The organism is Runella sp. (assembly GCF_965279615.1).
GTDB lineage: Bacteria > Bacteroidota > Bacteroidia > Cytophagales > Spirosomataceae > Runella.
Window position 1 is genome coordinate 7,129,992 of sequence record NZ_OZ257252.1, and the last position, 24,330, is coordinate 7,154,321.

A 24,330-nucleotide genomic window follows, 5' to 3' on the forward strand; every position below is an offset into this window, starting at 1 on the left:
AGGTAAAGCGCAGAATTTTATACCTGAACCGTGGGGAAACAAAGACTGAACCGTAAGGGAAAACGGTTGAGCCGTTGTGAATTTACCGTTCAATAAGTGGCGCTTTTCAGTACGGAATCTTCACGTTAGTTTTGTTGAAAAGAACTGACAACCAGCTAATAAACGATAAAAATGAAGAATAATTTCTGGGTATTATTTTTTGGGATATTTGCCGTCATAGGAACGGTATTCGGCGTAGTGGCCTATTATGCCTGGGACGCTGACCAATACATCAGACGCAATGGCGTCGAAACCACCGGGACGGTCGTTTCTTTCAACCGAAATTCGAAAGGCTCGTCCGCACCCGTGATCTCGTACACGACGCAATCGGGGGAAACGCTTACCTATTATTCCTCGACGTATTCAAGCCCTTCGGCGTATGATGCCGGCGAAGAAGTAAAATTGTGGTATTTACCCAACGAGCCGCAGGAATTGGTTCTGGCAGGCATTGATTCATGGCTGTTGCCGGCTATTTTCGGCGGTTTCTTTGTGATCTTCGGCGGCATCGGTTACGGCGGATTTATTTGGCTGTGGCGTCGCAAGCGTCGAACCGATTGGCTGAATGCCAATGGGCAATCGATTTTTACCGATGTTGTTGATGTTAGATATAATACTTCCATTGCCGTAGGCGGAAAAAGCCCTTGGATTATTGTATCTCAGTATTTTGACCCAAATTCCCAGAAAGTCTATACGTACGAAAGCAGCAGCATTTGGTTTAATCCAACACCTTTTTTATCGAGAGAGCAAAAAATCAAAGTGCGTGTTTCTCCTACTGATTATAATGTATACGACGTAGATACTTCTTTCTTACCCCAAATGGGGAATTGATTGTTTAACCCCTATCCCCAACCCTTCGGCAGCGGCCGACCGCCCCACTGAGGGAAAGGGAGCAAAAAGTCCCTCCCTAAGAGGGGAGGGATCTAGGGTGGGGTGCAACCTTTAGCAACACAACGCGGAGGGCTTCTCCGCGTTTTTTTGTAGTTTTGAGGCTCATTTATCAAAAGGATAACCTTACATTCAATGGAACAATTAGACTGTCTCAATCAAGTTGCTGAATTTCACCGCACTTTCAAACATCCCATTCTTGATACGCCTCAAATTCCGTCGGAAGACCGCTGCAAACTGCGCGTGGCGCTCATTGCGGAAGAGTTGAAAGAGTTGGAAGTGGCGATCTTGGAAAACGACATTGTCGGCGTGGCCGATGCGTTGGCCGATATTCAGTACGTTTTATCGGGCGCAGTATTGGAATTTGGATTGGGAGGTAAATTCAAAGCGTTGTTTGACGAAGTACAGCGCTCAAACATGAGCAAAGCCTGCAACACCATCGAAGAAGCCGAAGCAACCATTAAGCACTTTCAGGACAAAGGCACCGAATGTTATTACAAAGAAGATGGCGGCAAATACCTCGTTTATCGGACTTCCGACAACAAAACCCTGAAATCTGTTTTTTATTCTCCTGCCGACTTAGAAACCATCGTTGAAGCGTAGTTTCAGCTTAACGGAGATTGGAACGGCGCTTTTTAGTTGGGGAATCTTTTAAAGTCAATATAATTCCTGAACCAATGAGCGCTATGCCGATGAAGCCCATGATATAGTGCAGATAATAGATGTTGCGTACCATTAACACCTGAATGACGATCCATCCGCACAAAATGGCTCCCTGCAAAACAACGAATTGAGCATAGTGTCGATGGCGGATCAAGACCAAGCCGGTGACGATCATGCTCAATACACCATTAGCAATAAATAATACAATGCCCGGAATAAAATAATCAGTAAAAGGTGAGTATTGCAGATAGCTAAGCGGAAGCTGTATTTTTTGGCCGGTTGGGTCACTCATCAATGAGCCTCCGCCGTAGAGGGCGCCAATGCCATTGAACAATAATAATAAAACAGCTAAAAATCGAAGCGCTTTTATCATGAATCTGCAAACGTATTATTGCCAAATAATTGCGCTTAAATTTTTGTTTTTTTATGACCTTCTGACCTAAAACAGATGATATTTATCAGCATTGAGCACTGACTTAAGGTCAATTACTGCAAACACGTTTTCTATGATACCCGCTGAAACTCGCGAGGTGTGGCTGAGAGGGCCGCTTCCTCAGATTCCGTCCTTGCTGCAACCCGTAGCACACGCGCTTTTACAGGCCCGCGAAGAAGTGCAGGCCTTGGGGATAGACTTTCCTGAAAGCAAGTTATGGGAGCGCCCCGCAGGATTGGCTTCGGCAGGGTTTCATTTGCAACACCTAACCGGTGTACTCGACCGCCTCTTTACGTACGCTCGTGCCGAATCGCTGAACGCGGCGCAATTGCAATGCTTAACCAACGAAGGTAAACCGCAGGATGAAGCCGATTCGTTTGAAACGTTATTCCAATCGTTCAGCAAACAAATAGATACGGCGTTGGTACAAATTCAACACACAGATCAGGCCACCCTGACGGAAGTGCGGGGTGTTGGTCGTGCCCAAATCCCCTCTACGGTGTTGGGGTTGCTTTTTCACGCGGCGGAGCATACCCAACGGCATGTAGGTCAACTGATTGTAACAGTGGGTGTCTTAAAAACCCCAATAATGTATAAGTGAGTATTTTTTTCTACACTTTTATCTAAAAAAGCATAAATAATGGTAATAAACAGGAAATAATCCCCCAAATCCGGCCGGTCAAAAAGTTTTAATAAGAGAACAAATAAATAAGCATTCTCACTTTAAACGACCAATTCTCATGATACGCTGGACAGTAATTTTATTAGTTGTAGCGCTTATTGCCGCTATTTTTGGATTTGGAGGTATTGCAGCAAGCGCTGCCGGCCTGGCCAAAATTGTTTTCTATATCGCCATTGTGCTGTTTCTGCTTAGCCTAATTGCAGGACGAAACAGGGTTTAGCAAAAAACACATACCCCTTATTCCCCTGAGGTTGGAACCAATTGGTTTCAGCCTCTTTTTTTATTCTGTTTCCTGCATTTGTCGGCCCAAAAAGAACATACGAACATGGAGTGCAAATAAAAATAACGCAATGAATGGCCCCAGGTCAAACAAGCCGCTGTTGGCGGGTGGAATCGGGAAGGTATAAACGTTGAGAATCATGAGTGCAATTCCCAAAATACCCCCTGTTAAACCCCACCATTTGAGAGTAGTAATACGTTGGGTAGAAAAAAGAAACAGCAATAAGTAGGTACCGATAAACATATCCCACGCTACATCCATTCCCATATCTACCACTCGGATAGATGCCTTGATAAGTTTTAAAACGGCTTGATTTTCTGCATCTGTAGTAGGTTTGACTTCTATTTGTACGGCCAATTGAGCCGAAAGAAAAATCGCACAGATCGTAAACGCAATACTGCCAAAAGTAAAACTTAGCGAATTGGCGTATGAAGGTAATTGATCAGTAATATATTCTTTTAATGAGAATACAGCTACGATGCCCAACATCGGAAAAAGCATTGCCAATAAAAACGTAATGGCGTTGGGTAAGTCGAAAAAGGCAATAATTAAGTAGGAAATAATTGATGCCATTCCTGCAATGGCTCCAATTTGGATCAAAGATTTGAGGGATTGCGTATTTTTCATGACCGACGTTATGCTAAATGTCTGTCAAAGCTGTTTTCTTTTAATGAATGCAACAACAGCAAGTTTGTAAAGCGTCGATTTAGGTAGGTAAGCCGTTGATTTTAAAAGTTGAATCTAAAATAATTGCATGTGCAGAATGGGGTAGGGTTTGCCCAAACCATCCAATTCCGAGCGACCTACGACTGCAAATCCAGTGTGTTCATAAAATCCTACTGCCTGCGGATTTTGCTCATTTACGTCTACTTTTTGTACGTTCAAATGATGTATTGCATGTTGAGTCAATTGCGTACCAATGCCTTTGCCGCGCGCGTCGGGATGAATGAACAGCATTTCAAGACCGTCGCCGTGGACTCCCATAAAACCGAGGATTTTGCCTTTTTCATCTTTAACACAAAGCAAATTGACGGCTTTCAGGTATTCATTCAGAATCAGAGGCTTGAAATAAAGAATATCGGATTCGGGCAAAAAATGATGCGTAGCCCGGACTGATGCTTCCCATACTTCTACTATTTCGGGATATTCATCGGGAAAAACGGCCTCGATGTGTGAATTGGATTCCGAAGATTTCATGTGTATATTTATTGAAGTGTAATCAATCGCAAAATGGAATACATTCGGTATTTTACAAAACGTTTTGTGAAAAAACAGTGATGTTGCTTTACTTTTGCTTCTCAACATCGCTTAACCTTTTTTTCTAACTATCTCCTTTCAAATGATCCGTTATTTATTTTTGGCCATTTTCCTGATTCCCTTTTCGCTGAAAGCGCAATTGACGGCTCCGTCGTTAAAGATCAGTTGGGAGATCATTGAAAATAACCATCAGGGAAAATCAGCTTCGCTGACCGCCTTTACCATCACAAATACGGATAAAAAAGCGCTTCCCAAAAGCGGTTGGGTCATGTATTTCAATTTTGTACGCAAAGTAGATACCACATTATCTGCCGATCTGAAAATTCGGCACATCAACGGAGACCTGTTTCAATTGCTGCCCACCGCCAATTTTCAAGGATTGAAACCGGGGGCTTCGGTGCAGGTAAATGCTGTTTCTGAAGCATGGGTCGTGAATTTTACCGATGCTCCGGCGGGGCTATATTGGGTGTGGGATCAACAACCCGAAAAAGCATATTCCCTGACCGATTACACCATAACGCCTTCCACACAACCAAGGCAATACCAACGTTTTGCGGGCGACAAAATGGGTTTGATTACACCTGCCATGATATTTGCCCAGAATAAATCCATTCAGGATATTCCCGAGAAAGAATTACCCAAGATACTCCCAAGTCCGCAGCAGTATCGCGAAACGGGAGTATCCTTTATGGTTACGCCTGAAACCAAAGTGTTTGCCACCGGAGAGTTAAAAGAAGAAGCCTCTTTTCTGAATGCCCAATTGTCGTCAATGATTGGAAAACCATTAGCCTCAAGTACCCGGAAAACGGATGGCGCTATTGTGTTTCGAGTAGACAGCAGTCTTTCCAAAGAAGGCTATCGCCTCACTGTCAACGAAAAAGGAATTGAGATCGCTGCTGCGGATCGCCCGGGTGCTTTTTATGGTGTGCAGTCGTTGTTGGCTTTGTTGCCTCCTTCTTCTTGGGGAAAAACGCAAACGAGTCTATCGGTGCCGGGTGTTGAAGTAAGCGACCTGCCGCGTTTTGGTCACCGGGCTATTATGTTGGACATAGCCCGTAATTTTCACTCCAAAAAGCAGTTGCTGAAATTGCTCGACCTGATGGCTTTTTATAAGCTCAACGTACTTCACCTGCATTTTTCGGATGATGAAGGTTGGCGTTTGGAAATCCCATCGTTGCCCGAATTGACACAAGTTGGAGCGGTGCGCGGGCATTCCAATGTACCGCTCAAAAATCTTGCACCCGCTTATGGTTCCGGGCCTGACATTAACGGCGCAGCGGGTACAGGATATTACAGTCGATTGGAATTTGTGGATATTTTGCGGTACGCCAATGCACGCCATATCAAAGTAATTCCTGAGATCGAAGCACCGGGCCATGCTCGAGCAGCCATCAAAGCAATGGAGGCCAGATACAATGCTAAATTAACGGAAGGGTTGAAGGCCGAGGCTGAAAAATACCTTCTGCACGATCCTACCGACCGTTCTGTATACCGCTCGGTGCAGATGTATAATGATAACGTCATCAATGTTGCTATGCCTTCGGTATATCGTTTTTTGGAAAAGGTCACCGATGATATTCTGGGCATGTACCGCGAAGCCGGCGCTCCTATCGAAACCATTCACTACGGAGGCGATGAAGTGCCGGCAGGTGTATGGACCAACTCGCCGGCCGTGGAAAAGTTACGCCAACAAAATCCCGAGCTCAAAACGAGCGACGACCTCTGGTATTATTTCTACGGGAAGATCAACGATATGGTTCAGAAACGGGGGCTGTTTTTGTACGGTTGGGAAGAAATTGGGATGCGAAAAACGTTGCTTGACGGCAAGAGCCACGTCATTCCCAATCCCGATTTTGTGGGTCAGGATATGCAGGTAGACGTTTGGAACAACGTGTTGGGTTGGGGAGCCGAAGATCTGGCGTATCGACTGGCCAATGCCGGGTACAAAGTGGTTTTGTCATGCGTCACACACATGTATTTTGACATGTCTTACTATAAATCGTTCGATGAGCCGGGGTATTATTGGGGTGCTTATATCGACGTTGACAAGCCGTTTTCATTCATTCCGTACGATTATTTCAAAAACTCAAAAGAAGACCGTTTAGGCAATCCCCTTGACCGTTCCATTTTTAATGGCAAAGAGCGACTGACGGATTACGGCAAACAAAATATCGTTGGTATTCAGGGACTTCTGTGGAGCGAAACCGTCAATTCTCCTGAACGGATGGAGTACATGATGTTGCCAAAACTCATGGGAATGGCTGAACGGGCATGGGCACAATCGCCCGCTTGGGCCGAAACAAACGACGAAAAAGCCTATCAAAAAGCATGGTCTGTGTTTGCCAATCAGTTGGGAAAACGAGAACTCCCGCGACTTGATTCTTTTGCGGGCGGATTTGCCTATCGTTTGCCAACAGCCGGAGCCATTGTGGAAGGAAACCAAGTACAGACTAATGTTCAATTGCCGGGCCTGATCGTTCGATATACCACCGACGGCTCCGAACCTACCGCCAACAGCGCCGTATATTCGCAACCCCTTCCGGTCAGTAAGCTGATTAAATTCAAAGTATTTAACGGCAATGGACGCAGCGGAAGAACCGTCGAAGTAAACCCATAAAAAGAAGCAGAGGGTAAGTAAAACTTTGCCGCAGCGCGGACCGCCCCTCTGCTTCTTTGCGTGAAAAGAAACACTAAAGTTTCACTCTCAAAATCCTGATCCCCAACGCGATCAACCAGACCAGCCACAGCGTACTGCCCAAGAAACCCGCCAAATCCCAATAAGGGAACGAAGGAAGTACAGTGGCAACCAACTCGGCCTGAGCCATAAAATAAATCCCGGACGACACATAACCAAGTCCGATGAGCCATTTCGGAAACAAGGCGGTTTTTGCAAAGGCAGCGGTCATCATCACGGTCCAGGCAATGGTGAAAAGCTGCCCTAAATGCTCGCCCAGCCCTACACCGCCGTATTGATGAATTACTTGAAAAGCGATTTTGGCGGCGGCCTGCGTTGCAGGATCTCCATCGATAAATTGTTGAGCCAAAATCGGCACTACCAAAGGCCAGCGAAGCAGACCGATCATTTGCACTACCAAGCCAAAGATTCCGATAAAAGTAGCCAAGCGCACCCAAGAAAAGCGACTCTCAAGTTTCTGCCCGAGGAGAGTGTAAGCACCCAAAAGCGGAAGTCCGACCAACGCAAATGCCCACCAAGTCCAGATCAATGGCGCACCGCCTTCGTGAAATTTGGTCAATATGATGCCCGTTTCCTGTCGCAGAATGGCGGGGTAGTCGAAAATGACGGTAAGAATTGTGTAGGGAATCAACACCAAGATGCTGCCCGAAATAAGTAAGGAACCAATGGTTTTTTCGATTTTCATTTTTGTATCATTTTAGTGATACAAAGGTCAGGGTGCGGCAACAGAAATTACCGGACATATGTCCAAAAGCAATTTTGGATACAAAAATTCGCTGATATTCTTTGGAAGTGACTTCGCCTAAACAGAAAATTCTACAATAGACTTCGATTGCAATAAAACTTGTTGATCGAGGCATTTCATCAGGCACCTAAATTTGTTACTTTTGTCTGTAACGCTAATCAACAAATGAAGCAATGAAATTAACTTCCTCAAAAATCCTGTGGTCTCTCTGTTTTTCAATTGCCTTTGCTGTAACAGTAAGAGCGCAGGAAAAACCAAAATTGTATCACCCCGAAGCCGACGCGCAGGCGGATGTTCAGAATGCGGTGAAAAAAGCACAGGCGGAAGGCAAGCATGTATTTCTGCAAATTGGCGGCAATTGGTGTTCATGGTGCCTGAAATTCAATAAATTAAGCACTACAGATACGCAAATTGATTCTTTGTTTAAAGCCTCTTATGTGGTGACACACGTCAACTACAGCAAAGAAAACATGAACTTGGCGTATCTTGAAAAATTGCAATATCCGCAACGTTTTGGCTTTCCGGTCTTTGTTATACTAAATGACAAAGGAGAACGCATTCATACCCAAAACTCGGCCTATCTCGAAAAAGGGGATGGCTACGATAAAGCCAAAATAATGGAGTTTTTGGGCGCATGGAATAAAAGTGCCTTTGATCCAAAGCATTATAAAGCAACAAACAACTGATAGTTATGCTTGTGCAGGTGGTTTCTCAAAACCGCTTTTTTGTTTGAATGGGTTGACGAAAAAAGGGCAGACGTAAAGCCTGCCCCTACATTTTTATCTCCTCTGTAGGGACAGGCTTTACGTCTGCCCATCAATTTCTGCCCCGATTAATACCTATAGTATATTACCCTTTATTCCACCACTTCACCCCCAAATACAGCGGATAGCTCAAGACCAAAAATCCAAGCGCGTATACACTGCTGCCGGGGTCTTGGAAACCGGCACCAATCAAAAATGCCAACGATGCGATCAAAACAACCCAAGGAATAACCGGATAGCCCGGGACTTTCCATGGACGCGGAATATCAGGCTCAGTTTTGCGGAGATACAATAAAGAGGCGAAGCCCGAGGTATAGCCGATCACGAAGAAAAAGGTAGCGATGTCGGAGAGCTTGCCGCTTGCTTCTTTTCCACTCATAATGAACACAATGGCCATTGCGACCGATAAAGGCATGGCGATGCTTGGTGTTCCGCCTGCATTAACGCGAGTTGCCTGAGAGATAAAAAGACCGTCGCGGCCCATAGAATACAGTACGCGTGGATTGAACATTACCTGCGCGTTGACAATTCCCAAAATTGAGATCATCAGGAAGAATGTCACGATCTTGCCCGATTGCTCCCCAAAAATTAGCGTAATGGCATCAGCTGCCGCTAATTTTGACTGTTGCAGTACAGGCATGGGCAAAATGTATAAAATAGCAGCATTGACCAGTAAATAAATAGCAACGATCAACGCCAATCCACCCAACATGGATTTGGGAAGATTACGGGCAGGGTCGGAATCTTCTTCGGCAAAATAAGCAGCGGTATGCCATCCGTCATACGTATAAAAAATGGCTTGCAGGGCAAAGATCAACGCCCCTATCATGGAACCTTTCTGCACAGCATTCGCGGTGGTTTCGACGACCTGTTCAGGCGTTACGGCATCGCCGTATACAAAACAAATGACCACAAAAGCAAACAACCCCACGGCTTTGGCGACGCTCATGATCTCCTGCGCGCGGCTCGCTGTGCGTAACCCGATCCAATGGAGTAAACCCAGCGCCAGCAAAATAGCGGTTGCCATGTAAGATTCATATCCTGCGGTTTGGGGTAAAAGCAATGCAATGTATTCGCTCATGGTAAAGGCACCGAACGCCGTGGCTGAAGAAGTGCCCAGCCAACTGTTGAACCCAACAACAAAACCCGCATAACCTCCAAAGGCGCGTTTGGCATAAACGTACCAAGCCCCCGCTTTTGGAAAGGTAACCCCTAATTCAATGGTACAAAGAACGCCCAACAACGCATAGATACTCACCAGTACCCACACACCCATAATGAGCCACGGGTCACCAAGCGCGTTGGCGATGGGACCGGGCTTGCGCAGAATCCCTGTGCCGATGGTGCCGCCGATGGTGACGGCGATGCCGAAACCTACGCCGAGAATTTTGAGGAGTTGATTGTTTTTAGGTTGTGGGTCAATGGATTGCATAAAAGTTAGGTTTAGCGCAAAAACACCACTGTTAGGGTCAATAATCGCTGATAGTGGTGGAAGTTAGGTGGCAATTGCTAAATTGGTAAAAAAAAGCCAATCAACATAACTTTCATGTACTGATGGTTTATAAAAATAGTGAAAGAAACGCTGTACCTTCCTAAAATGACAAACAAGACGGTTTAAGTTACCTTCAGGAAAGCATTTCAAAGGGATGATAAGAGAAGAAAATGTACTAATGGGTAATAAATTGGGAATAAAATCTTTATTCACTAACTATAAGCTATAGCCGGCTCGCTTTTTTTATCCCAACTATCAACACTAAATATACGTTTATGAAAAAACTGTCAACTTTTTTTTACCGTATTTCAAATTGGAAAATCCTTTTGTTGTTGGTAGTACTCTACATGATGTTTCCCGGGTATTTTCTCAAAAACGCCGAAACCCAAATTAATCTACTGTCGGGTAAAACCCTTGGGCCAATTGACCTGACAATGGGTTTTACGCCTACCAGAACGCTGCAAATGGTGGAACAATACGGACAATCCGCTCGCGACTATTACGCCACCGTCGAGATGACCATTGATGTGATCTATCCAATTGTTTATTCCTGCCTTTTTGCGGTAGCTCTTTCCTTGTTGTATTACCGCAAATCTTACCGACCGTTTGCGCTTGTGAATATATTCCCTTTTATCTCTTTGGTATTTGACTATTTAGAGAATATCACCATTGTTACAATGCTGAAAAACTTTCCTGAGCAGTCAATGACCGTAGCGAGCCTTTGCGAAATCTTCAAAATGATCAAATGGGGTTCGTTTGTTATTACTGTCTTATTTATTGTTTATGGTTTGTTGAAAGGATTGAAAATGCCTAAGGAACTGAAAGAAAAACGAGTGAAAGCAGACAAATAAGCAGTGCAGTCTAACCTATTTTAATTCAATAGAGGTTGAGTTTTTGAAGCGGGTAAAAAAAGCAACACCTTTGCGGTATAAACCTCTATACCTTACGCATGACAAGTCAACTCTCGCCCGCTGAAATTTATGAAAGTTTGGAAAAAACAATCACCGGATACATAAATGCCCTTGACGGCTATACAGACGAACAATTTTCGTACAAACCGGCCGAAGATGTTTGGTCATTGGGTCAGATGTACGAGCATTTATTGCTTTCTGCCAACTTTTTCTTTCTGGCCAATACGCTTCGCTGCCTTGAACAACGCAAGGGCCAACTCGGTGGAGAAAAAAATCAATACGGAGATAACCTTTACAAATACAACAAGTTCCCTCCGGTAAAGCTCAAAATCCCTGAAGTGCTTCGTGGCCCTGAGCCCGTTGCTAAATCAATGGATGCTTACCGAATTGCGTTTCCGAAAGTGTTGGAAGATGCCAAAAAATTGATCGAACCGGTTACAAAGGATGCCGGCCAATACAAATGCATTCAACCCGCGTTCGATTGGCTCAATGCGCACGAATGGTATCATTTAATGGAAATGCACTTTCGGCATCATCTGCGCCAACAGGCAGAATTGGAAGCGATACTAAAGGGCTGAGAAACGACGGCGTAAGCCGTCGAGAGTTTTACAGGAGAAGTATTGCGCCAATAGTAAAGGTCGGGTTGTGAGCAACCCTCTGCACGGGAGTGTATCGGGTTGCTTACAACCCGGCCGGTGAGTCGTTAACCGGAGAACGGCCTACTATTTCAAACACCCTAAATTGATGATCAGGCAATTAAAGCTTCGGTCAGGTAAGTTACCATCAGTTTTCCCGTTTTTTCAGACGCTCCTTTTTCCCCCAAAAGCGCTTTTACGTGGCGATAATCCTCAAGCTGAGCTTCGCGGCGAGCGCCGTTGGGCAATACGGCACGCAGTTCTTTGGTAAGGTGTTCGGTAGTTACTTCGTTTTGGATAAGCTCTTTCACCGCTTCTTTTTCGGCTACCAAATTGACCAAAGAAATATATGGCACGCGAATCAATTGCTTGGCAATCACATAACTAAGCGCGCCCGTTTTGTAGCATACTACCTGCGGCACCTCAAAAAGCGCGGTTTCGAGCGTAGCCGTACCTGAGGTTACCAACGCCGCCGTAGCAACGGAAAGTAAGTTGTAAGCATCGTCCGTTACGCGTTTAATTCCTTCTTTTTCAAAGGGTTGATATAGCTCACCCGGCAAATTGCTGACGCCCGCGATCACGTATTGATACTCAGGAAACTGCGCCTTAGTGGAAGTCATGACAGTCAGCATTTGCTCTACTTCCTGACGGCGGCTGCCGGGCAATAACGCAATGATGGGTTTTTGCGGGTCGAGGTGATTTTCGGCTAAGAATTGTGGATTAGGCGAAAAATCGGCAATGGCGTCAAAGAGTGGATTGCCGACGTAATCAACTTCGTAGTCAAAGCGTTTGAAGAACGCTTTCTCAAACGGAAAAATGACGAATAATCTATCAATATCGCGTTTCAATTTCAAGGCTCGGTTTTGATTCCATGCCCATACCTTTGGGGAAATATAGTAGAATGTTTTAATGCCGGATTCGTGGGCAAAATGCGCCATTCGCATATTAAAACCTGCATAATCGATCAATATCAACACATCGGGCCGGTAGGAGAGAAGATCGGCTTTGCATTCTTTCAGAAATCCCGAGATGGTTCCCAAATTTTTGGCGACTTCCCAGAAACCCATGAACGCCATGTCGGCATAATGCTTTACGAGCGTTGCGCCGGCAGTTTGCATCATATCACCTCCCCACACTCTGAATTCTGCTTTGGGGTCGTGTTGTTTGATGGCTTTGATGAGATTGCTCCCGTGCAGGTCACCCGAGCGTTCGCCGGCAATGAGATAGTATTTCATGGGCGTGTCAGTAGTTGAGTATGAACAGAATCTACCCGAAGTATCGTGGTCGTGTATTGAATTTTTTCGCCTTCATTGGTGGAATACAAAAGCCCGAGCCGATAATTGTTGGGCTTAAAATTTTCATTGAACAGCGTTACTCTAAAACCGGGGCGGTAGATTTTTCCCCGTAGTAAATAATCTTTTTTGCCCGCCTGATTTGGCCAGGTGGGTAATAAATAAATGGTATTTTGGGGCGATTTCAGGACGATAAATACGCCATTGCCTCGGCCTATTTCGGGTTGTACACAATCATTATTTTCCAATGTAAATTGCCAAACCGTTTGCGGATGCCCAAAAAAATCAACGGGTTTTGAATGGCTGCTCAATGTTAAACGCAACGGTTGGAGAGAGAGGGTATCGGCGGGTTGAGTAAGTGCCGGTTCCGCAGCGGCCAAAGGTGAATTGGAAAAACGGTAAATGCCCTTATCGTAAGCCGGTTGCGTAAAAAAATCAGCCAGTTCACTGCGGAAATGCGTAATAAGTTTACGATGTTGACGCCAGTTATAATGATCAGCCACGAGACTGCGGCGACGAATATCAACGTCAATTTGGTATTGATACACACTTGCTGCCGCAAATACCAGCCCAAACGCAGTAGCTAAACCTGAGAGCCAACGCTGAGGAATAGGTTTCCACATCAATAGCATAGCATAAACGAGCGTCAGCAAATGCAATGGATAAAGGCTGTAACGGCTGGTGAAAACAGAATACACATCGCGCCCTCCGCGCGAAACGGCAATAATGCCAATCGTCATTACTGAAAACATAAATACCCCTACCCAAAAATACGGCTTGTTTTTTGACGCTCTTGGGAGAGCAAAAATCGTATTTGTTGTCAGCCAGATTACAAGCGTAATTAACGTTATCAAACCAACGGCAAACGAGCTCCAAAGAAGTAATCCTAAGCTGTTGCCTTTAAAAGCCGCCACCCAACCGCCCGAAAGTGCCGCAAAACTGACGATGAGATTTTGAATGAATTGGCCCGAAATAGTCACCTTCGTTGCCTGACCAACGCTGTAATTCAGAAAGTAAGCCAACAAAGCCACTACCATACCGATACTCCACCACACACTTTTTTTCCAATCTTTGGCCAAAAGTAAAATCGTAAGCCCGGCCGGAAAAACCAGAAATCCGTTACCATTGGTAAAGGTGGCCGCAAATGCCAAAAGAAAAGCCGCTATCGTCGGAAATAATCCCGAATAGTTGGCTAAAACATAAAAAGTGGCAAATACCAACAGATTCAGTGTAGTATGCTGCATTCCATTGATTCCCCACAAGGTAACATCAAACACAAAAGGAGTGAGATACCACAGCAATACAGGAATAAAATACCAAACCGCAATGCCCTTTTTCAGAAAACTAACGAGCCAAAAAACTAATATCCCCAGTAAACTGCCATTAACGATCCAAATAAGTGTACGGTAATCAATGTATCCTTTGATGGCATAAACGACCAACGCAATCGAACGCGGAATGAGAATACGGTGGTCATTTTCGGGTTCGAGTAAAAGCTTGATCTTTTGCCACCACGAGAAATCATTTGTTAGCAAAGTGTATTTTACCCTAATCAGGTCATAATCATCCGTGATTGGAATATTGACAGCGTATAGGTTTATATAATATAGATACACTCCTATAATGACCAAAGCGATTGTCAGGAACGTAAAAGGAAGAATGGGCTTGTTCAAAATGGCGGCTTAATTGGTGAAAGGCTAATGGGTAATGTGCTATTCTCCGTAATACTCCACATAATTTTTGGGAGTTTCGATCAATTTAAGGTAATGCAATTTGGCGTTTGGGGCGAGTTCTGCCACACCTTTTTCCAAAATATTCCAGATTTCTACCACAAAATTTTCGCAGCTGGGAATAATGCCCTGCATAAAATCAACATCCAGGTTGAGATTACGATGATCAACTTTATCAATAACGGCAGTTTTCATCAGATTACCCAACAATTTCATGTCCACCACAAAACCTGTTTCCGGATTGATCGTTCCCTTGACGGTGATCAATAACTCAAAATTGTGCCCGTGAAAATTAGGATTGGCACAAATTCCAAATACTTCCAAATTTTTCTCATCTGACCAACTCGGATTATAAACCCGGTGAGCAGCGTTGAAATGCTCTTTACGTGTTACGTACACCATATTTAAATTTAATAATTTGCAGTAAGCGAAGTAGCCCGCTGCCTTTACTTTTCAGTATTAATTTTTGGCAAAATTACGACCAAAAACTCGTTTCCGAAAGCACTTTAAAAAGGAGTTGTTTGTCTTGGAAAAGTATAATTTATTCCTCAAATGTTGAATATTTTTTTGTTCAAATTATTGCCTACATTTGTAAATATTTTTCTAGGTATTTTTACTATACCAACTATTTGAAACCCACTAATTAAACTCCTTATCATAAGTTATCAGTATGATTATTGTCACGGGGGCTGCGGGCTTTATTGGAAGCTGTCTTATCAGTAAGCTAAACGAAGAAAACTTCAATTTCATTATTGCGGTTGATGATTTTTCAAAGATTGAGAAATCGCACAATTTAGACGGAAAAAAGATTCAGGAGCGAGTCGAACGCGAATCGTTTTTTGAATGGTTAGACCAAAACTACTACGAGGTAGAGTTCATTTTTCACATTGGAGCGCGTACTGATACTACTGAATTTGACTACGCGATCTTTGATGAATTGAACGTACGTTACTCCCAACAGATTTGGCAAAAGTGCATTGATTATCAAATCCCGCTCGTGTATGCTTCTTCAGCGGCTACCTACGGTTTGGGCGAATTGGGCTACGATGATAATGAACTTTTGATACCCAAATTAAAGCCGCTCAATCCTTACGGAGAGTCAAAAAATGACTTTGACAATTGGGCATTGCAGCAGGAGAAAAAGCCTTTTTTCTGGGCAGGACTGAAATTTTTCAACGTCTATGGGCCTAACGAATACCATAAAGGCCGTATGGCTTCGGTGATATTTCACGCCTATAATCAGATCAAGGCTACCAAACAAATGCGTTTGTTTAAGTCGCATCATCCCGATTTTAAAGACGGTGAACAAATGCGCGATTTTGTGTACGTAAAAGATGTAATTGAGGTTTGCTCGTTTTTGATGCATCATCGTCGAAACTCAGGCATCTATAATCTCGGTAGCGGAAAAGCACGAACGTTCCTTGATTTGGTTACCAACACGTTTGAGTCGATGGGACTGGAACCTGACATTAATTTTGTGGACACTCCCGCCGATATTCGCGACAAGTACCAATATTTTACGCAGGCCAACATGAATAAACTGCGTTCCATTGGTTACAGCAAGCCTTTCCACACACTTGAAGAAGGCGTGAAGGATTATGTGCAGAATTATTTGTCGGTTGAAGAATACTATTAATGAAGAAATTCTACTAAATCTTCTGTCTTATTAATGACGGCCGCGTTTGGACTCATTTTGATGTCTTGACCTACTACCTGATAGCCCGTCAATAAGATCTGAGTCTCAGGAAATTGTCTGCATAGCCTGTCAACGTAGGGTTGCACCTCTTCGTTGGCAGGTGCTGAGGTTATGGTCGAAAAAATAAAATCGGGCTTATGTGTCTCATACGCAAAGACCAATTCGCTGAAAGGCAGGGTCTGTCCCAAATAGATCACTTTATGATAGCGGGAGCGAATAATATAGGTTGCAAACAAAAGCCCGATCTCGTGTAATTCTCCTTCCGGCAAATACAATAAGAACTTCTTAACATCCGGCCGGTGTTTGATCACTTGACCATCAATGGCCACGATCACTTTTTGGCGAATGAGATTCGTTATGAAATGCTCTTGGGCAGGTCCAATGGAGCCTGCCATCCAGAGTGTTCCGATACGGTTCAGGAAAGGGTAAATAATGTTGAGCATCGTATTCTCGAACCCGAACTGCAAAAAATTGGTACTGATGATCTTCTCAAAACGCTCTTCATCCAAATCGATCATTGAAATGGTGAGTGCGTGAATTTGGTCAGGATAGTTGAGGTTTTTGTCAGAAATAGCAATCACTTCCTTTGCTATTTCATCAAGCGGTAATTTTGAAATCTCCGATATTTTGAATCCGTGCTCTTTAAGCAATGAAATATTGAGTACTAATTTGAGGTCATGGTCGTCGTACATACGGATGTTGGTATCCGTACGTTTTGGATGAATAATATTGTAGCGTTGTTCCCAAATACGCAATGTATGGGCTTTAATTCCCGAAAGTTGCTCCAGGTCTCGAATAGAATAGTTGCTCATCAGCTGTTTTAAAATTTACCAAATGATTGATAACGCCTCCACAATCGAGCTAAAAGTAGTCACAAAAAAAACTGAAAAGTGAATTGGTGTTGGTAAATACATTCCTCCAAAAATGTCAAGAATAATGTTGATATCCTAGCAAGGAAGGGTAAAATTGTTGAATATTTTGCGTGTATTTGTTAAACAAAAAAGGCAATAGATTGAAAGTTAGACTGTTTCGTTTTATAGATTGTGCTGTATTACCTATAAAACCACGCTGTCGGGGAAATGTTTTTAAATAATTATTATTCAATAAAATAAACAATATTGTGAGCCGCGAAAAAAACGATTTGACATACCAATAATACTACTGCCAAACGATTTTGTTTTTGAAAAGGAAGCACGTAAAATAGCCATAACAAGCCAAAAGAAACGATATACCACGCTACATAATTTTGTAAAGGAATCGTATTGTCGACCCATTGCCAAAAATCCAATCGTATCGCAATGGGTTCGATCAGCACATCCAAACCGACTACTACAAGCGCCGCAAGGAGTGCTTTTACAAAAGGTGAACGGTGCCAGTGTTGCGCTGCCACTCCTGCTGAATAGATAAGTGTCAACCAATTAGCGCCAATGATCAAAGGGATGTTGATGATTTTCCACCCCAGCGTAGTACCGTAATGATAGCTCCCAAAAATGATTCCGGTGTGAACACCCAATGCTTCAATGATAAATCCGACTAAATAAGCAACAATGCAAAACAGAAGCGCAGACCTGTTCCAGTCCATGTGAAAAAGAAGCAACAACGCCAGTGAGCTAAGCAGATGAAAAGGCACCAATGCTTTAAAAAGAGCTTGTGTTGGCGGAAATTGCAAACCTATAAAACCTGCTATATGCATGAGTGGCAACACAATGAAAATAATGCGTTGACTGATCGGAGAGCGAAGTCGGTTTAGGAATGAATACATATCACTTTCAACCAATTGAATGTGTTTAATGTTTTTGAAAATCTATAAAACAAAAAATCCCGATACTCAGTATCGGGATTTTTTGTTTTATTAGGGAGGAAGACGGGGCTCGAACCCGCGGCCTTCGGAACCACAATCCGACGCTCTAACCGACTGAGCTACAACCTCCATGTTTTCGAGCTGCAAAGATAGTGAACTCCTTTCAAATAATCCAAGCCTTACGGCGTTTTTTTGTAGATTTGCGGACGGAATAAGGAACATAAATTGCGGCCTTATTCTTTAAATTTCTAATTCACAAATAGATATGTCACTCAAACAACGCATAGACGAAGACATCAAACAAGCCATGCGCGACAAAAATCAGGATACGTTGCGGGCGTTAAGGGCTATTAAGTCATTAATTTTATTGGAAGAGACCAAAGAAGGTGCTCATGGCATCAGCGCCGACGATGAATTAAAGCTTTTGACAAAAGCCGCCAAACAACGTCGCGATTCTGCCACCATTTATGAGCAACAAAACCGCCCCGATTTGCTGGAAAAGGAAATCGCGGAGATTGCGGTCATTGAAAAATATTTACCAAAACAGCTCACTGAAGACGAAGTGAAAGCCAAACTTCAGGAAATCATTGACCGAGTGGGAGCGAAAGCCCCTTCAGATATGGGCAAAGTGATGGGTATTGCCATGAAAGAACTTGCCGGACAGACCGACGGAAAGGTCGTGCAGGCATTGGTGAAGAGTTTGTTGGTTTAGATCCAAGCATGAATACGTTAGACTTATTGATTCTTATTCCCCTTGCTTGGGGTGCTTTTAATGGCTATCGCAAAGGCCTCCTGATCGAAATTGTAGGAGTGGCCGCTTTTGTGATAGCCATGATCGTAGGCTTTAAATTCCTTCGCTTCGGAACCGACTTATTGGCACCTTACCTGACCGCAGAACTTGTGCGCCGATTTTTGCCGTTTGTTGGTTTTTCGGTTATTTTCTTTCCTACCGTTTTTATGGTCAATCGCCTCGGTTATTCAATGCGTTCGATGCTGCGATATACTTTGCTTGGTACGCTTGACAACCTTGCGGGCGCCGCTGTTGGCATCTTCACTTGGGTATTTGGGATCAGTGTTTTCTTTTGGTTGTTAAGTACCGTAGGTATTCAAATACCGCCCAAATACCGTCTGGAAAGTTTTCTGTATGATTATACTTTACCCATTGCCCCTAAAATCATCAGTGTGATCTCAGATTGGATTCCAGTGGGCGGTAATTTAATTCGTGAATGGGGAAGGAGTGAATAAATTTTGGAGTGACGATCTACGATTTTGGATTTACAATTTTCTACCTGAATTATTCCAAAATCGTAGATCGTCATTCCAAAATCAAACTACCTTCTCATAATACTTTCCGACAATACTTCGTATAGTCCCTGATAGGCGGGGTATCGCTCAAGGTAATCCAAATGCCGTTCGATGGTTTGATGGTCGCCACGGCGGGCCGGACCCGTTTGAACAATGGAAGGGTCGGGTGCTTCGAGTGCTTTTCGAACTGTTTCCCGAATAAGGGGCTTCAATAGGTCAAATTCCAAATGCTCGGCATCCAGCATTCGTTTTGAAATGGTAAACAGGTGATTCGTAAAATTACAGGCAAACACCGCCGCTACGTGCATGATGGCGCGTTCTTCCGAGCTCATCAGGTACACAACATTGCTGAGGTCTTGCGCTAATTTAATGAGCGTAGACTCGGTGGTTGAATCAGAAGCTTCAATACAAAGAGGTACTTCTGTAAACTGAATCGGTACTTCTCTGCTGAATGTTTGAAGCGGATAAAATACACCTGTATGCGCGGGTATATCGCTGTAGATTTCTACCAAACGACTCAATTCTTCCAAGGTCTTGGTGCCTGAAGTATGAACAAGGATACATTCTTCGGGCAATACAAGGCGTTGCATTACTTCATCGAGAGCGTCGTCGGTTACGGATAAAATAATAAGTTCAGCAGTGCTTTCGGCAAAGTCCAGATCAGGAGCCACCGAAGTGTCATAGAGTTTATTGACCAAGCGGCGCGCATTGCGCGTATCGCGGCTGAAAACTTCTACGATATGATGGCCGGCATGTTCGAGAGCCTGTGCCAAATGCCAAGCTACGTTGCCGGCCCCGACAAATGAAATGCGCATACTATGGATAAAACAAGGTGACCTCCAAAGATAAAAAAATAACCCGTTCACCTACGTAGGCGAACGGGTCTTTCACTGGATTAGGCAGGAACTGCTTCTTTAAATTTGTTTTTTGCCGAACTGGTACAAAATTTTAAATCGTATGCCCAGATTACGGTTGTCAGTGAGGTATTCGGGTTTCTGAAGGTAAGGAGCGGTATAGGCTTCTACCTGAAACGCTAAACTCCGCCATTGTTTTTCAACTCCAACACCAAGCATGATGTCGTTGGAAGTAGAAGGTGTAACGCTGAACTGTCCTTTTTCTTCTTTGAACTCATCATACCGCTCTTTATAATAAAAACGATAACATTGTTGGGCAGATAAGTTAATATTGGTTCCACCCGAAAACAGGAGTGTAAAATTATCCTTGATAGGCCAACGATACGTTAAACTCAAAGGAAGACGAATAAGACTGACTTCCGTTTTAATATCGATCGCCTGAGGTTGCATCAACGGAGGACGAACTCCGTCGTTTGATTTATTCCATTTCTGAAACGGACGTCCTGTTTGATCTTTAAAAATAGCTTCCGTGAAATACTGAGGCCCTGTGAGTTTTGCCTTGCCGATACCTACGTCTAAACTCCAATATTTGCCCAGCAATACACTCGTCATGAAATTATACCCCGTGTATTTATCACCAATGGCAAGTCCGGCACCTGCTCTTAAGCGAATATTTTTGAGTGACATCGATGGCGGCGGTGGCGGCGTTTTTGCATTGGCGGTAGCAGCATTTGCACCCGACTGGCTTTGCATTGTCGCATAGGCGTAGCGATTTACGCGTATTTCAGCAGGTTGCAACCCTTCCAGATCTTCCAATTGATTAGGTTCCAGTGTGTTTATCTCAATCTGATTTGTGGGTACATTGTTTGCTGCAACAGAACCGGTCGTTGCATCTATTTCTCCTTTTTCTTCGCCTGATTGCTCCGATTTAGCACTGTTTTTTGTACCAACTTCATTGTTTTGCTGCGCTAAAGCCGTTTGAGAATCTGCCGCTCTTGGATTTTTTCCTGCGGTTTCTTTTTGACTTGTTGCGTCGGAAGTCTTCTCTTTTGGAAAAGACAATTCATTTTTTGCAGCATTGGCTATTCCTGTGGGATTCTTTATCTCCTTTGTACCGGATGATGTCTCTGATTCACCGGAAGTTGGGCGTTCAAAAGCTTCGCTGATCCGCTCATTCGGATTTTTGCGAATAATTTTACCTACATTTTTCAGCCCTTCAGAAACGGATATGTCATTTTCAGCAACTATTTCATCATTTGAAAGCTCACTTTCATTGGATTGAGGTAAAGTTTGGGCATAGGCTTCAGGTTGAGGGCGTTGGGAGTCGACAGAAATGTACTTAGTAATATAGACAGTATCTACCCGCGTCGAAATACGAAGCGGCACGTTTTCTCTTTGTGCGAGTTGCGTTTTTAATTGGGTCACCTGCTGATCCAGCCGGTGGTTCTGTTTATATTGATATACATTGGCAAATACCATTACCGCTGCTGCCACGCTTGCCGCAGAGTACATGATCGAACGCCCAAACCGCTGTATGAACGGAGTGGGAGCATGGGTGGTTTGGAACGCCTTAAATTTCGCCCAATCTTCGTCCTGAAAACCGGGTTGAATCCCTTCTAACTTTCGGCGTATAGCTTCGTCAAATTTATCGGGTTTCATTGTTTGTTATAGTGTGCAATAGCACTTGGTTTTTTTGTTTATGGTTGCAACTGCAACGAATGGTATGGTGTGTTATTTAAACTTCTGATCGGCTTTCTCCTCCGAAAAAAAAGGATACGATTGCTTTATCAATTCCTGAAGCCGGGTACGGGCCCGCGCAAAATGCGAGCGTACGGTGGCTTCATTGAAATTCAGCACATCGGCAATTTCGCGGAGCTGATAGCCGTCTACCACGTGCATCGTAAATACTGTACGATAAATAGGTTTCAACTGTTGCACCAGTGCTAAAATCTCATCGGCGGAGATTTGGTCGATGACTGATTCATCCAACGAAGGTTCATGGATATTATCTAAGCCTATTTCGCCGTGAAACTTCTGATTCTTACGATAATAACTGATTGCCGTATTGACTACGATGGTTCTTAACCAGGCTTTAAAAGGCTGATTCATGTCGTAGCGCTCAAGGTGTTGAAAAACTTTCAAAAAACTTTCATTCAATATTTCCTCGGCTTCTTCCATAGAAGACGAATACCGCAGGCTTATTCCTTTGGCATAACCAAAAAACTGTTGGAAAAGCATTCGCTGCGCACGCCCTTCGTTGTTCAGGCACGCTCGAATGACATCTTCCAGGTCATCTTCTGTAAAATTGGTTTTCTTTCTAAAAAACAAGGTCGTAGCGTTTTTTGGATGGTGCTTAGCTGTTCCGTATACAATTATCACATACCCGTAATACGCATTAAAATAGGAGTGCGTTGCAGCAATTTACACTTTTTTTTGTTAAAAAATATTAATGAAGTTTACTGCCACGCGCCCAAAAATACCGGCGTAATGCTCTCTGAAATCAATCAATTATTTTTAACTAATTTTAAGAGACCATGAAAAAATCACTCGTTATCATTTTTGCGTTGGTTAGTGGATTGTATTTGGCGAGTTGTAACAAAGAAAACATTTTGGCTGATGACTCGGCAGCCACGGCACTTTCGGCGGCACGCGCATCAGGAGCAGACACCACGGGTTCTGACAGTACGAGGCATCATAAAGGACATCATCCAAAACCTGATTCTACAAAAACGCATTTTCATCCGGATTCACTGAAAAAACATATTCACCCTGATTCCACCAAAGCACACAGCCGCCCCGACAGCGCTAAAGGTCCTAAGTTGACCAAAGTGGAAATATCGGCTTTGCCTGCGGCCATTACATCTTATATTACAGCTACCTATGCCGGCTATGAAATCAAACAGGCTGCCAAAAGCGAAGAAGGGTTATATTATGTCGGCATTGCTTCTACAGATGCTCATAAGCTGATTGTATTTAATGCTGACGGTACCTTTAAGGAAGAGAAATCCGCTCCCAAGGGCGGTCCGGGAAAACCTAAGAAAGGGAAATAACCGGTAATAACAGAACCCTGTTGGACTGTCTTTCAGGGTTTTGTTATAATGCGTATATACGATTGGGTTATTTGACTTAACTGCTTTTGAAAGATCATCAACCCTCACTTTTCATGTATACTATCTTATCATTCAGTATTTTTTGAAGAGAAACTATACTCAACGTTTGTAGTTTAACTTAAAAATCAATACCTGTTTACACCAAAGGTTAAAAGCCTTTAAAGTTCTTTTAATTTTTTTATTACACACCAACTAATCACTTATTAGAATGAGAAACCTTACAAATTTTCTGGCAATCAGCGCATTGGCGCTAACTCTCGTACTCTCAGGCTGTACCAAAAATGAAGTAGACCCGGAGCCCGCCGATCTGGTCATAGGCTCTTACAGCGGAACGGCGTATTCAGAATCCATTAATGGCGTAGCTCAGAGTCTTGATCTTACCAATTCAGTGATCAAAGATAATGTGGCGATCTCGTTTGACGTTGCCAAAAAAGCGTCAAATATGCTCACGTTAGTACTCAGTATCTCTCAGCGAGACAGTACCGGTACCATGCAGACCTACAACGATACGTACGATAGTATCGAGCTTAAATCACTCGGAAATGGAGATTATGAAATGTTGAGCGATGGAATCCACGTAGGTCAAATTGGAAACAGTACCTTAACGCTCGAAGAAACCTACCCTGACACCGATGATTCAGGAAATACGATTCAGGTTACTGTAAAAATAGCAGCGACCAAAAAGCAATAATCTGTCGACACATTTAGGCTCTGCGTCGATACAATTGATTCTTTTTGCCACACTTTTTTTTTAGCTACGTATGGGTAAATAGAATTAAAATTATCCAACCATGAATATTAACTGTCAACATTGCCAACGCTGCTATGACCATAAAGAAGTGGCCAATGCGCATACCGTTGTTGAAAAAAGTAAAAGCCCTGTATCGTTCAGCAGCCTTGATGATACTGTCGGGATAGATATATGCCAAGTATGCCATAAGCCGCCTCTTTTGGCGCGTTTATGGCATAAATTAGATAAAAATAAATTTGTTGTTCCTGAAATAATACAGCATAAAGAAAATAGCCATCTCCCTGAAATGGCGGTATCCGTCTGATAAATA

Annotated in this window: 27 protein-coding genes and 1 tRNA gene; 14 read left to right on the top strand and 14 right to left on the bottom strand. The window is 43.5% G+C overall.

The features are described 5' to 3' along the window. The first annotated feature begins 171 nt into the window (after positions 1-171). Together ACQY73_RS29955 and ACQY73_RS29960 are read left to right on the top strand one after the other, a co-directional pair. Positions 172-867 carry a DUF3592 domain-containing protein gene (locus ACQY73_RS29955; RefSeq protein WP_428657852.1) on the top strand — a complete coding sequence of 232 codons (696 nt, stop codon included), beginning with the start codon at positions 172-174 and terminating at the stop codon, positions 865-867. A gap of 192 nt (positions 868-1,059) precedes the next feature. Beyond that, positions 1,060-1,527, top strand: coding sequence for a hypothetical protein (locus ACQY73_RS29960; RefSeq protein WP_428657853.1), 468 nt, complete (start codon positions 1,060-1,062; stop codon positions 1,525-1,527). 7 nt (positions 1,528-1,534) lie between these two features. On the opposite strand, the gene ACQY73_RS29965 is transcribed toward ACQY73_RS29960, so the two are convergent. Then, a complete protein-coding gene (locus tag ACQY73_RS29965; protein ID WP_428657854.1) occupies positions 1,535-1,960 on the bottom strand; it encodes a hypothetical protein in 426 nt (141 codons plus the stop codon). 133 nt (positions 1,961-2,093) lie between these two features. Here ACQY73_RS29965 and ACQY73_RS29970 point away from each other — a divergent pair, with 133 nt between their 5' ends. Together ACQY73_RS29970 and ACQY73_RS29975 are read left to right on the top strand one after the other, a co-directional pair. Next, a complete protein-coding gene (locus ACQY73_RS29970; protein WP_428657855.1) occupies positions 2,094-2,621 on the top strand; it encodes a DinB family protein in 528 nt (175 codons plus the stop codon). Positions 2,622-2,760: 139 nt separating this feature from the next. After that, positions 2,761-2,922: a DUF1328 domain-containing protein gene (locus ACQY73_RS29975; protein ID WP_013929126.1), complete on the top strand. Its 162-nt coding sequence runs from the start codon at positions 2,761-2,763 to the stop codon at positions 2,920-2,922. Positions 2,923-2,982: 60 nt separating this feature from the next. On the opposite strand, the gene ACQY73_RS29980 is transcribed toward ACQY73_RS29975, so the two are convergent. Further along, positions 2,983-3,609 carry a hypothetical protein gene (locus ACQY73_RS29980; RefSeq protein WP_428657856.1) on the bottom strand — a complete coding sequence of 209 codons (627 nt, stop codon included), beginning with the start codon at positions 3,607-3,609 and terminating at the stop codon, positions 2,983-2,985. Between the two features lie 114 nt (positions 3,610-3,723). Continuing rightward, the gene (locus tag ACQY73_RS29985) at positions 3,724-4,179 is read right to left on the bottom strand and encodes an acetyltransferase (RefSeq protein WP_428657857.1); all 456 of its coding nucleotides are present in this window, start codon (positions 4,177-4,179) and stop codon (positions 3,724-3,726) included. A 142-nt stretch (positions 4,180-4,321) separates the two neighbouring features. Between ACQY73_RS29985 and ACQY73_RS29990 the strand changes: the two genes are divergently transcribed. Beyond that, positions 4,322-6,856, top strand: coding sequence for a family 20 glycosylhydrolase (locus ACQY73_RS29990; RefSeq protein WP_428657858.1), 2,535 nt, complete (start codon positions 4,322-4,324; stop codon positions 6,854-6,856). A 73-nt stretch (positions 6,857-6,929) separates the two neighbouring features. On the opposite strand, the gene ACQY73_RS29995 is transcribed toward ACQY73_RS29990, so the two are convergent. After that, a complete protein-coding gene (locus ACQY73_RS29995; protein WP_428657859.1) occupies positions 6,930-7,619 on the bottom strand; it encodes a DUF4386 domain-containing protein in 690 nt (229 codons plus the stop codon). Positions 7,620-7,852: 233 nt separating this feature from the next. Between ACQY73_RS29995 and ACQY73_RS30000 the strand changes: the two genes are divergently transcribed. Further along, the gene (locus tag ACQY73_RS30000) at positions 7,853-8,365 is read left to right on the top strand and encodes a thioredoxin family protein (protein ID WP_428657860.1); all 513 of its coding nucleotides are present in this window, start codon (positions 7,853-7,855) and stop codon (positions 8,363-8,365) included. A gap of 163 nt (positions 8,366-8,528) precedes the next feature. Here the strand turns inward: ACQY73_RS30000 and ACQY73_RS30005 are convergent, their stop codons facing one another. After that, a complete protein-coding gene (locus ACQY73_RS30005) occupies positions 8,529-9,875 on the bottom strand; it encodes an APC family permease (RefSeq protein ID WP_428657861.1) in 1,347 nt (448 codons plus the stop codon). Between the two features lie 335 nt (positions 9,876-10,210). On the opposite strand from ACQY73_RS30005, the gene ACQY73_RS30010 reads away from it, so the two are divergent. Together ACQY73_RS30010 and ACQY73_RS30015 are read left to right on the top strand one after the other, a co-directional pair. Next, complete coding sequence (locus ACQY73_RS30010) at positions 10,211-10,786, top strand: hypothetical protein (RefSeq protein WP_428657862.1); 576 nt, start codon at positions 10,211-10,213, stop codon at positions 10,784-10,786. A gap of 98 nt (positions 10,787-10,884) precedes the next feature. After that, positions 10,885-11,424: a DinB family protein gene (locus ACQY73_RS30015; RefSeq protein ID WP_428657863.1), complete on the top strand. Its 540-nt coding sequence runs from the start codon at positions 10,885-10,887 to the stop codon at positions 11,422-11,424. A gap of 170 nt (positions 11,425-11,594) precedes the next feature. On the opposite strand, the gene lpxB is transcribed toward ACQY73_RS30015, so the two are convergent. Genes lpxB through ACQY73_RS30030 form a run of 3 tightly spaced genes read right to left on the bottom strand, consistent with a single transcriptional unit; the run spans position 11,595 to position 14,905 of the window. Continuing rightward, a complete protein-coding gene (lpxB, locus tag ACQY73_RS30020; RefSeq protein WP_428657864.1) occupies positions 11,595-12,716 on the bottom strand; it encodes a lipid-A-disaccharide synthase in 1,122 nt (373 codons plus the stop codon). Continuing rightward, complete coding sequence (locus ACQY73_RS30025; RefSeq protein WP_428657865.1) at positions 12,713-14,446, bottom strand: hypothetical protein; 1,734 nt, start codon at positions 14,444-14,446, stop codon at positions 12,713-12,715. Before ACQY73_RS30025 ends, lpxB begins: the two co-directional genes overlap by 4 nt. A gap of 39 nt (positions 14,447-14,485) precedes the next feature. Further along, positions 14,486-14,905 (bottom strand): 6-pyruvoyl trahydropterin synthase family protein, encoded by a 420-nt coding sequence (locus tag ACQY73_RS30030; protein ID WP_428657866.1) that lies wholly within the window; start codon positions 14,903-14,905, stop codon positions 14,486-14,488. A gap of 268 nt (positions 14,906-15,173) precedes the next feature. Here ACQY73_RS30030 and rfaD point away from each other — a divergent pair, with 268 nt between their 5' ends. Then, positions 15,174-16,139 carry an ADP-glyceromanno-heptose 6-epimerase gene (gene rfaD / locus ACQY73_RS30035; RefSeq protein ID WP_428657867.1) on the top strand — a complete coding sequence of 322 codons (966 nt, stop codon included), beginning with the start codon at positions 15,174-15,176 and terminating at the stop codon, positions 16,137-16,139. Here the strand turns inward: rfaD and ACQY73_RS30040 are convergent. The 3 genes from ACQY73_RS30040 to ACQY73_RS30050 form a co-directional block, all read right to left on the bottom strand. Beyond that, the gene (locus ACQY73_RS30040; RefSeq protein ID WP_428657868.1) at positions 16,136-17,011 is read right to left on the bottom strand and encodes a MerR family transcriptional regulator; all 876 of its coding nucleotides are present in this window, start codon (positions 17,009-17,011) and stop codon (positions 16,136-16,138) included. The genes rfaD and ACQY73_RS30040 overlap by 4 nt on opposite strands. A 284-nt stretch (positions 17,012-17,295) precedes the next feature. Next, positions 17,296-17,961 (bottom strand): carotenoid biosynthesis protein, encoded by a 666-nt coding sequence (locus ACQY73_RS30045; RefSeq protein ID WP_428657869.1) that lies wholly within the window; start codon positions 17,959-17,961, stop codon positions 17,296-17,298. Positions 17,962-18,054: 93 nt separating this feature from the next. Continuing rightward, positions 18,055-18,130: transfer RNA gene (locus ACQY73_RS30050), tRNA-His, on the bottom strand. 135 nt (positions 18,131-18,265) lie between these two features. On the opposite strand from ACQY73_RS30050, the gene ACQY73_RS30055 reads away from it, so the two are divergent. Continuing rightward, the gene (locus ACQY73_RS30055) at positions 18,266-18,712 is read left to right on the top strand and encodes a GatB/YqeY domain-containing protein (RefSeq protein ID WP_428657870.1); all 447 of its coding nucleotides are present in this window, start codon (positions 18,266-18,268) and stop codon (positions 18,710-18,712) included. Between the two features lie 8 nt (positions 18,713-18,720). Beyond that, positions 18,721-19,245, top strand: a complete 525-nt coding sequence (locus ACQY73_RS30060) for a CvpA family protein (RefSeq protein WP_428657871.1) — start codon at positions 18,721-18,723, stop codon at positions 19,243-19,245. An 86-nt stretch (positions 19,246-19,331) separates the two neighbouring features. On the opposite strand, the gene ACQY73_RS30065 is transcribed toward ACQY73_RS30060, so the two are convergent. The 3 genes from ACQY73_RS30065 to ACQY73_RS30075 form a co-directional block, all read right to left on the bottom strand. Continuing rightward, positions 19,332-20,120, bottom strand: coding sequence for a Rossmann-like and DUF2520 domain-containing protein (locus ACQY73_RS30065; protein WP_428657872.1), 789 nt, complete (start codon positions 20,118-20,120; stop codon positions 19,332-19,334). Positions 20,121-20,219: 99 nt separating this feature from the next. Further along, positions 20,220-21,818: a hypothetical protein gene (locus ACQY73_RS30070; RefSeq protein WP_428657873.1), complete on the bottom strand. Its 1,599-nt coding sequence runs from the start codon at positions 21,816-21,818 to the stop codon at positions 20,220-20,222. A gap of 72 nt (positions 21,819-21,890) precedes the next feature. Next, positions 21,891-22,487 carry an RNA polymerase sigma factor gene (locus ACQY73_RS30075; protein WP_428657874.1) on the bottom strand — a complete coding sequence of 199 codons (597 nt, stop codon included), beginning with the start codon at positions 22,485-22,487 and terminating at the stop codon, positions 21,891-21,893. A 206-nt stretch (positions 22,488-22,693) separates the two neighbouring features. On the opposite strand from ACQY73_RS30075, the gene ACQY73_RS30080 reads away from it, so the two are divergent. From ACQY73_RS30080 to ACQY73_RS30090, 3 genes are all read left to right on the top strand, one after another. After that, a complete protein-coding gene (locus tag ACQY73_RS30080) occupies positions 22,694-23,209 on the top strand; it encodes a hypothetical protein (RefSeq protein ID WP_428657875.1) in 516 nt (171 codons plus the stop codon). Between the two features lie 268 nt (positions 23,210-23,477). Continuing rightward, positions 23,478-23,960 (top strand): hypothetical protein, encoded by a 483-nt coding sequence (locus ACQY73_RS30085; protein WP_428657876.1) that lies wholly within the window; start codon positions 23,478-23,480, stop codon positions 23,958-23,960. 100 nt (positions 23,961-24,060) lie between these two features. Then, positions 24,061-24,324, top strand: coding sequence for a hypothetical protein (locus tag ACQY73_RS30090; protein ID WP_428657877.1), 264 nt, complete (start codon positions 24,061-24,063; stop codon positions 24,322-24,324). Positions 24,325-24,330 lie beyond the last annotated feature (6 nt).

What these genes read in the sequence shown, in the direction of transcription:
- ACQY73_RS29955 (WP_428657852.1), top strand. Translation starts at nt 172, where the DNA reads ATGAAGAATAATTTCTGGGTATTATTTTTTGGGATATTTGCCGTCATA.
- ACQY73_RS29960 (WP_428657853.1), top strand. Translation starts at nt 1,060, where the DNA reads ATGGAACAATTAGACTGTCTCAATCAAGTTGCTGAATTTCACCGCACT.
- ACQY73_RS29965 (WP_428657854.1), bottom strand. Translation starts at nt 1,960, where the DNA reads ATGATAAAAGCGCTTCGATTTTTAGCTGTTTTATTATTATTGTTCAAT.
- ACQY73_RS29970 (WP_428657855.1), top strand. Translation starts at nt 2,094, where the DNA reads ATGATACCCGCTGAAACTCGCGAGGTGTGGCTGAGAGGGCCGCTTCCT.
- ACQY73_RS29975 (WP_013929126.1), top strand. Translation starts at nt 2,761, where the DNA reads ATGATACGCTGGACAGTAATTTTATTAGTTGTAGCGCTTATTGCCGCT.
- ACQY73_RS29980 (WP_428657856.1), bottom strand. Translation starts at nt 3,609, where the DNA reads ATGAAAAATACGCAATCCCTCAAATCTTTGATCCAAATTGGAGCCATT.
- ACQY73_RS29985 (WP_428657857.1), bottom strand. Translation starts at nt 4,179, where the DNA reads ATGAAATCTTCGGAATCCAATTCACACATCGAGGCCGTTTTTCCCGAT.
- ACQY73_RS29990 (WP_428657858.1), top strand. Translation starts at nt 4,322, where the DNA reads ATGATCCGTTATTTATTTTTGGCCATTTTCCTGATTCCCTTTTCGCTG.
- ACQY73_RS29995 (WP_428657859.1), bottom strand. Translation starts at nt 7,619, where the DNA reads ATGAAAATCGAAAAAACCATTGGTTCCTTACTTATTTCGGGCAGCATC.
- ACQY73_RS30000 (WP_428657860.1), top strand. Translation starts at nt 7,853, where the DNA reads ATGAAATTAACTTCCTCAAAAATCCTGTGGTCTCTCTGTTTTTCAATT.
- ACQY73_RS30005 (WP_428657861.1), bottom strand. Translation starts at nt 9,875, where the DNA reads ATGCAATCCATTGACCCACAACCTAAAAACAATCAACTCCTCAAAATT.
- ACQY73_RS30010 (WP_428657862.1), top strand. Translation starts at nt 10,211, where the DNA reads ATGAAAAAACTGTCAACTTTTTTTTACCGTATTTCAAATTGGAAAATC.
- ACQY73_RS30015 (WP_428657863.1), top strand. Translation starts at nt 10,885, where the DNA reads ATGACAAGTCAACTCTCGCCCGCTGAAATTTATGAAAGTTTGGAAAAA.
- lpxB (WP_428657864.1), bottom strand. Translation starts at nt 12,716, where the DNA reads ATGAAATACTATCTCATTGCCGGCGAACGCTCGGGTGACCTGCACGGG.
- ACQY73_RS30030 (WP_428657866.1), bottom strand. Translation starts at nt 14,905, where the DNA reads ATGGTGTACGTAACACGTAAAGAGCATTTCAACGCTGCTCACCGGGTT.
- rfaD (WP_428657867.1), top strand. Translation starts at nt 15,174, where the DNA reads ATGATTATTGTCACGGGGGCTGCGGGCTTTATTGGAAGCTGTCTTATC.
- ACQY73_RS30040 (WP_428657868.1), bottom strand. Translation starts at nt 17,011, where the DNA reads ATGAGCAACTATTCTATTCGAGACCTGGAGCAACTTTCGGGAATTAAA.
- ACQY73_RS30045 (WP_428657869.1), bottom strand. Translation starts at nt 17,961, where the DNA reads ATGTATTCATTCCTAAACCGACTTCGCTCTCCGATCAGTCAACGCATT.
- ACQY73_RS30055 (WP_428657870.1), top strand. Translation starts at nt 18,266, where the DNA reads ATGTCACTCAAACAACGCATAGACGAAGACATCAAACAAGCCATGCGC.
- ACQY73_RS30060 (WP_428657871.1), top strand. Translation starts at nt 18,721, where the DNA reads ATGAATACGTTAGACTTATTGATTCTTATTCCCCTTGCTTGGGGTGCT.
- ACQY73_RS30065 (WP_428657872.1), bottom strand. Translation starts at nt 20,120, where the DNA reads ATGCGCATTTCATTTGTCGGGGCCGGCAACGTAGCTTGGCATTTGGCA.
- ACQY73_RS30070 (WP_428657873.1), bottom strand. Translation starts at nt 21,818, where the DNA reads ATGAAACCCGATAAATTTGACGAAGCTATACGCCGAAAGTTAGAAGGG.
- ACQY73_RS30080 (WP_428657875.1), top strand. Translation starts at nt 22,694, where the DNA reads ATGAAAAAATCACTCGTTATCATTTTTGCGTTGGTTAGTGGATTGTAT.
- ACQY73_RS30085 (WP_428657876.1), top strand. Translation starts at nt 23,478, where the DNA reads ATGAGAAACCTTACAAATTTTCTGGCAATCAGCGCATTGGCGCTAACT.
- ACQY73_RS30090 (WP_428657877.1), top strand. Translation starts at nt 24,061, where the DNA reads ATGAATATTAACTGTCAACATTGCCAACGCTGCTATGACCATAAAGAA.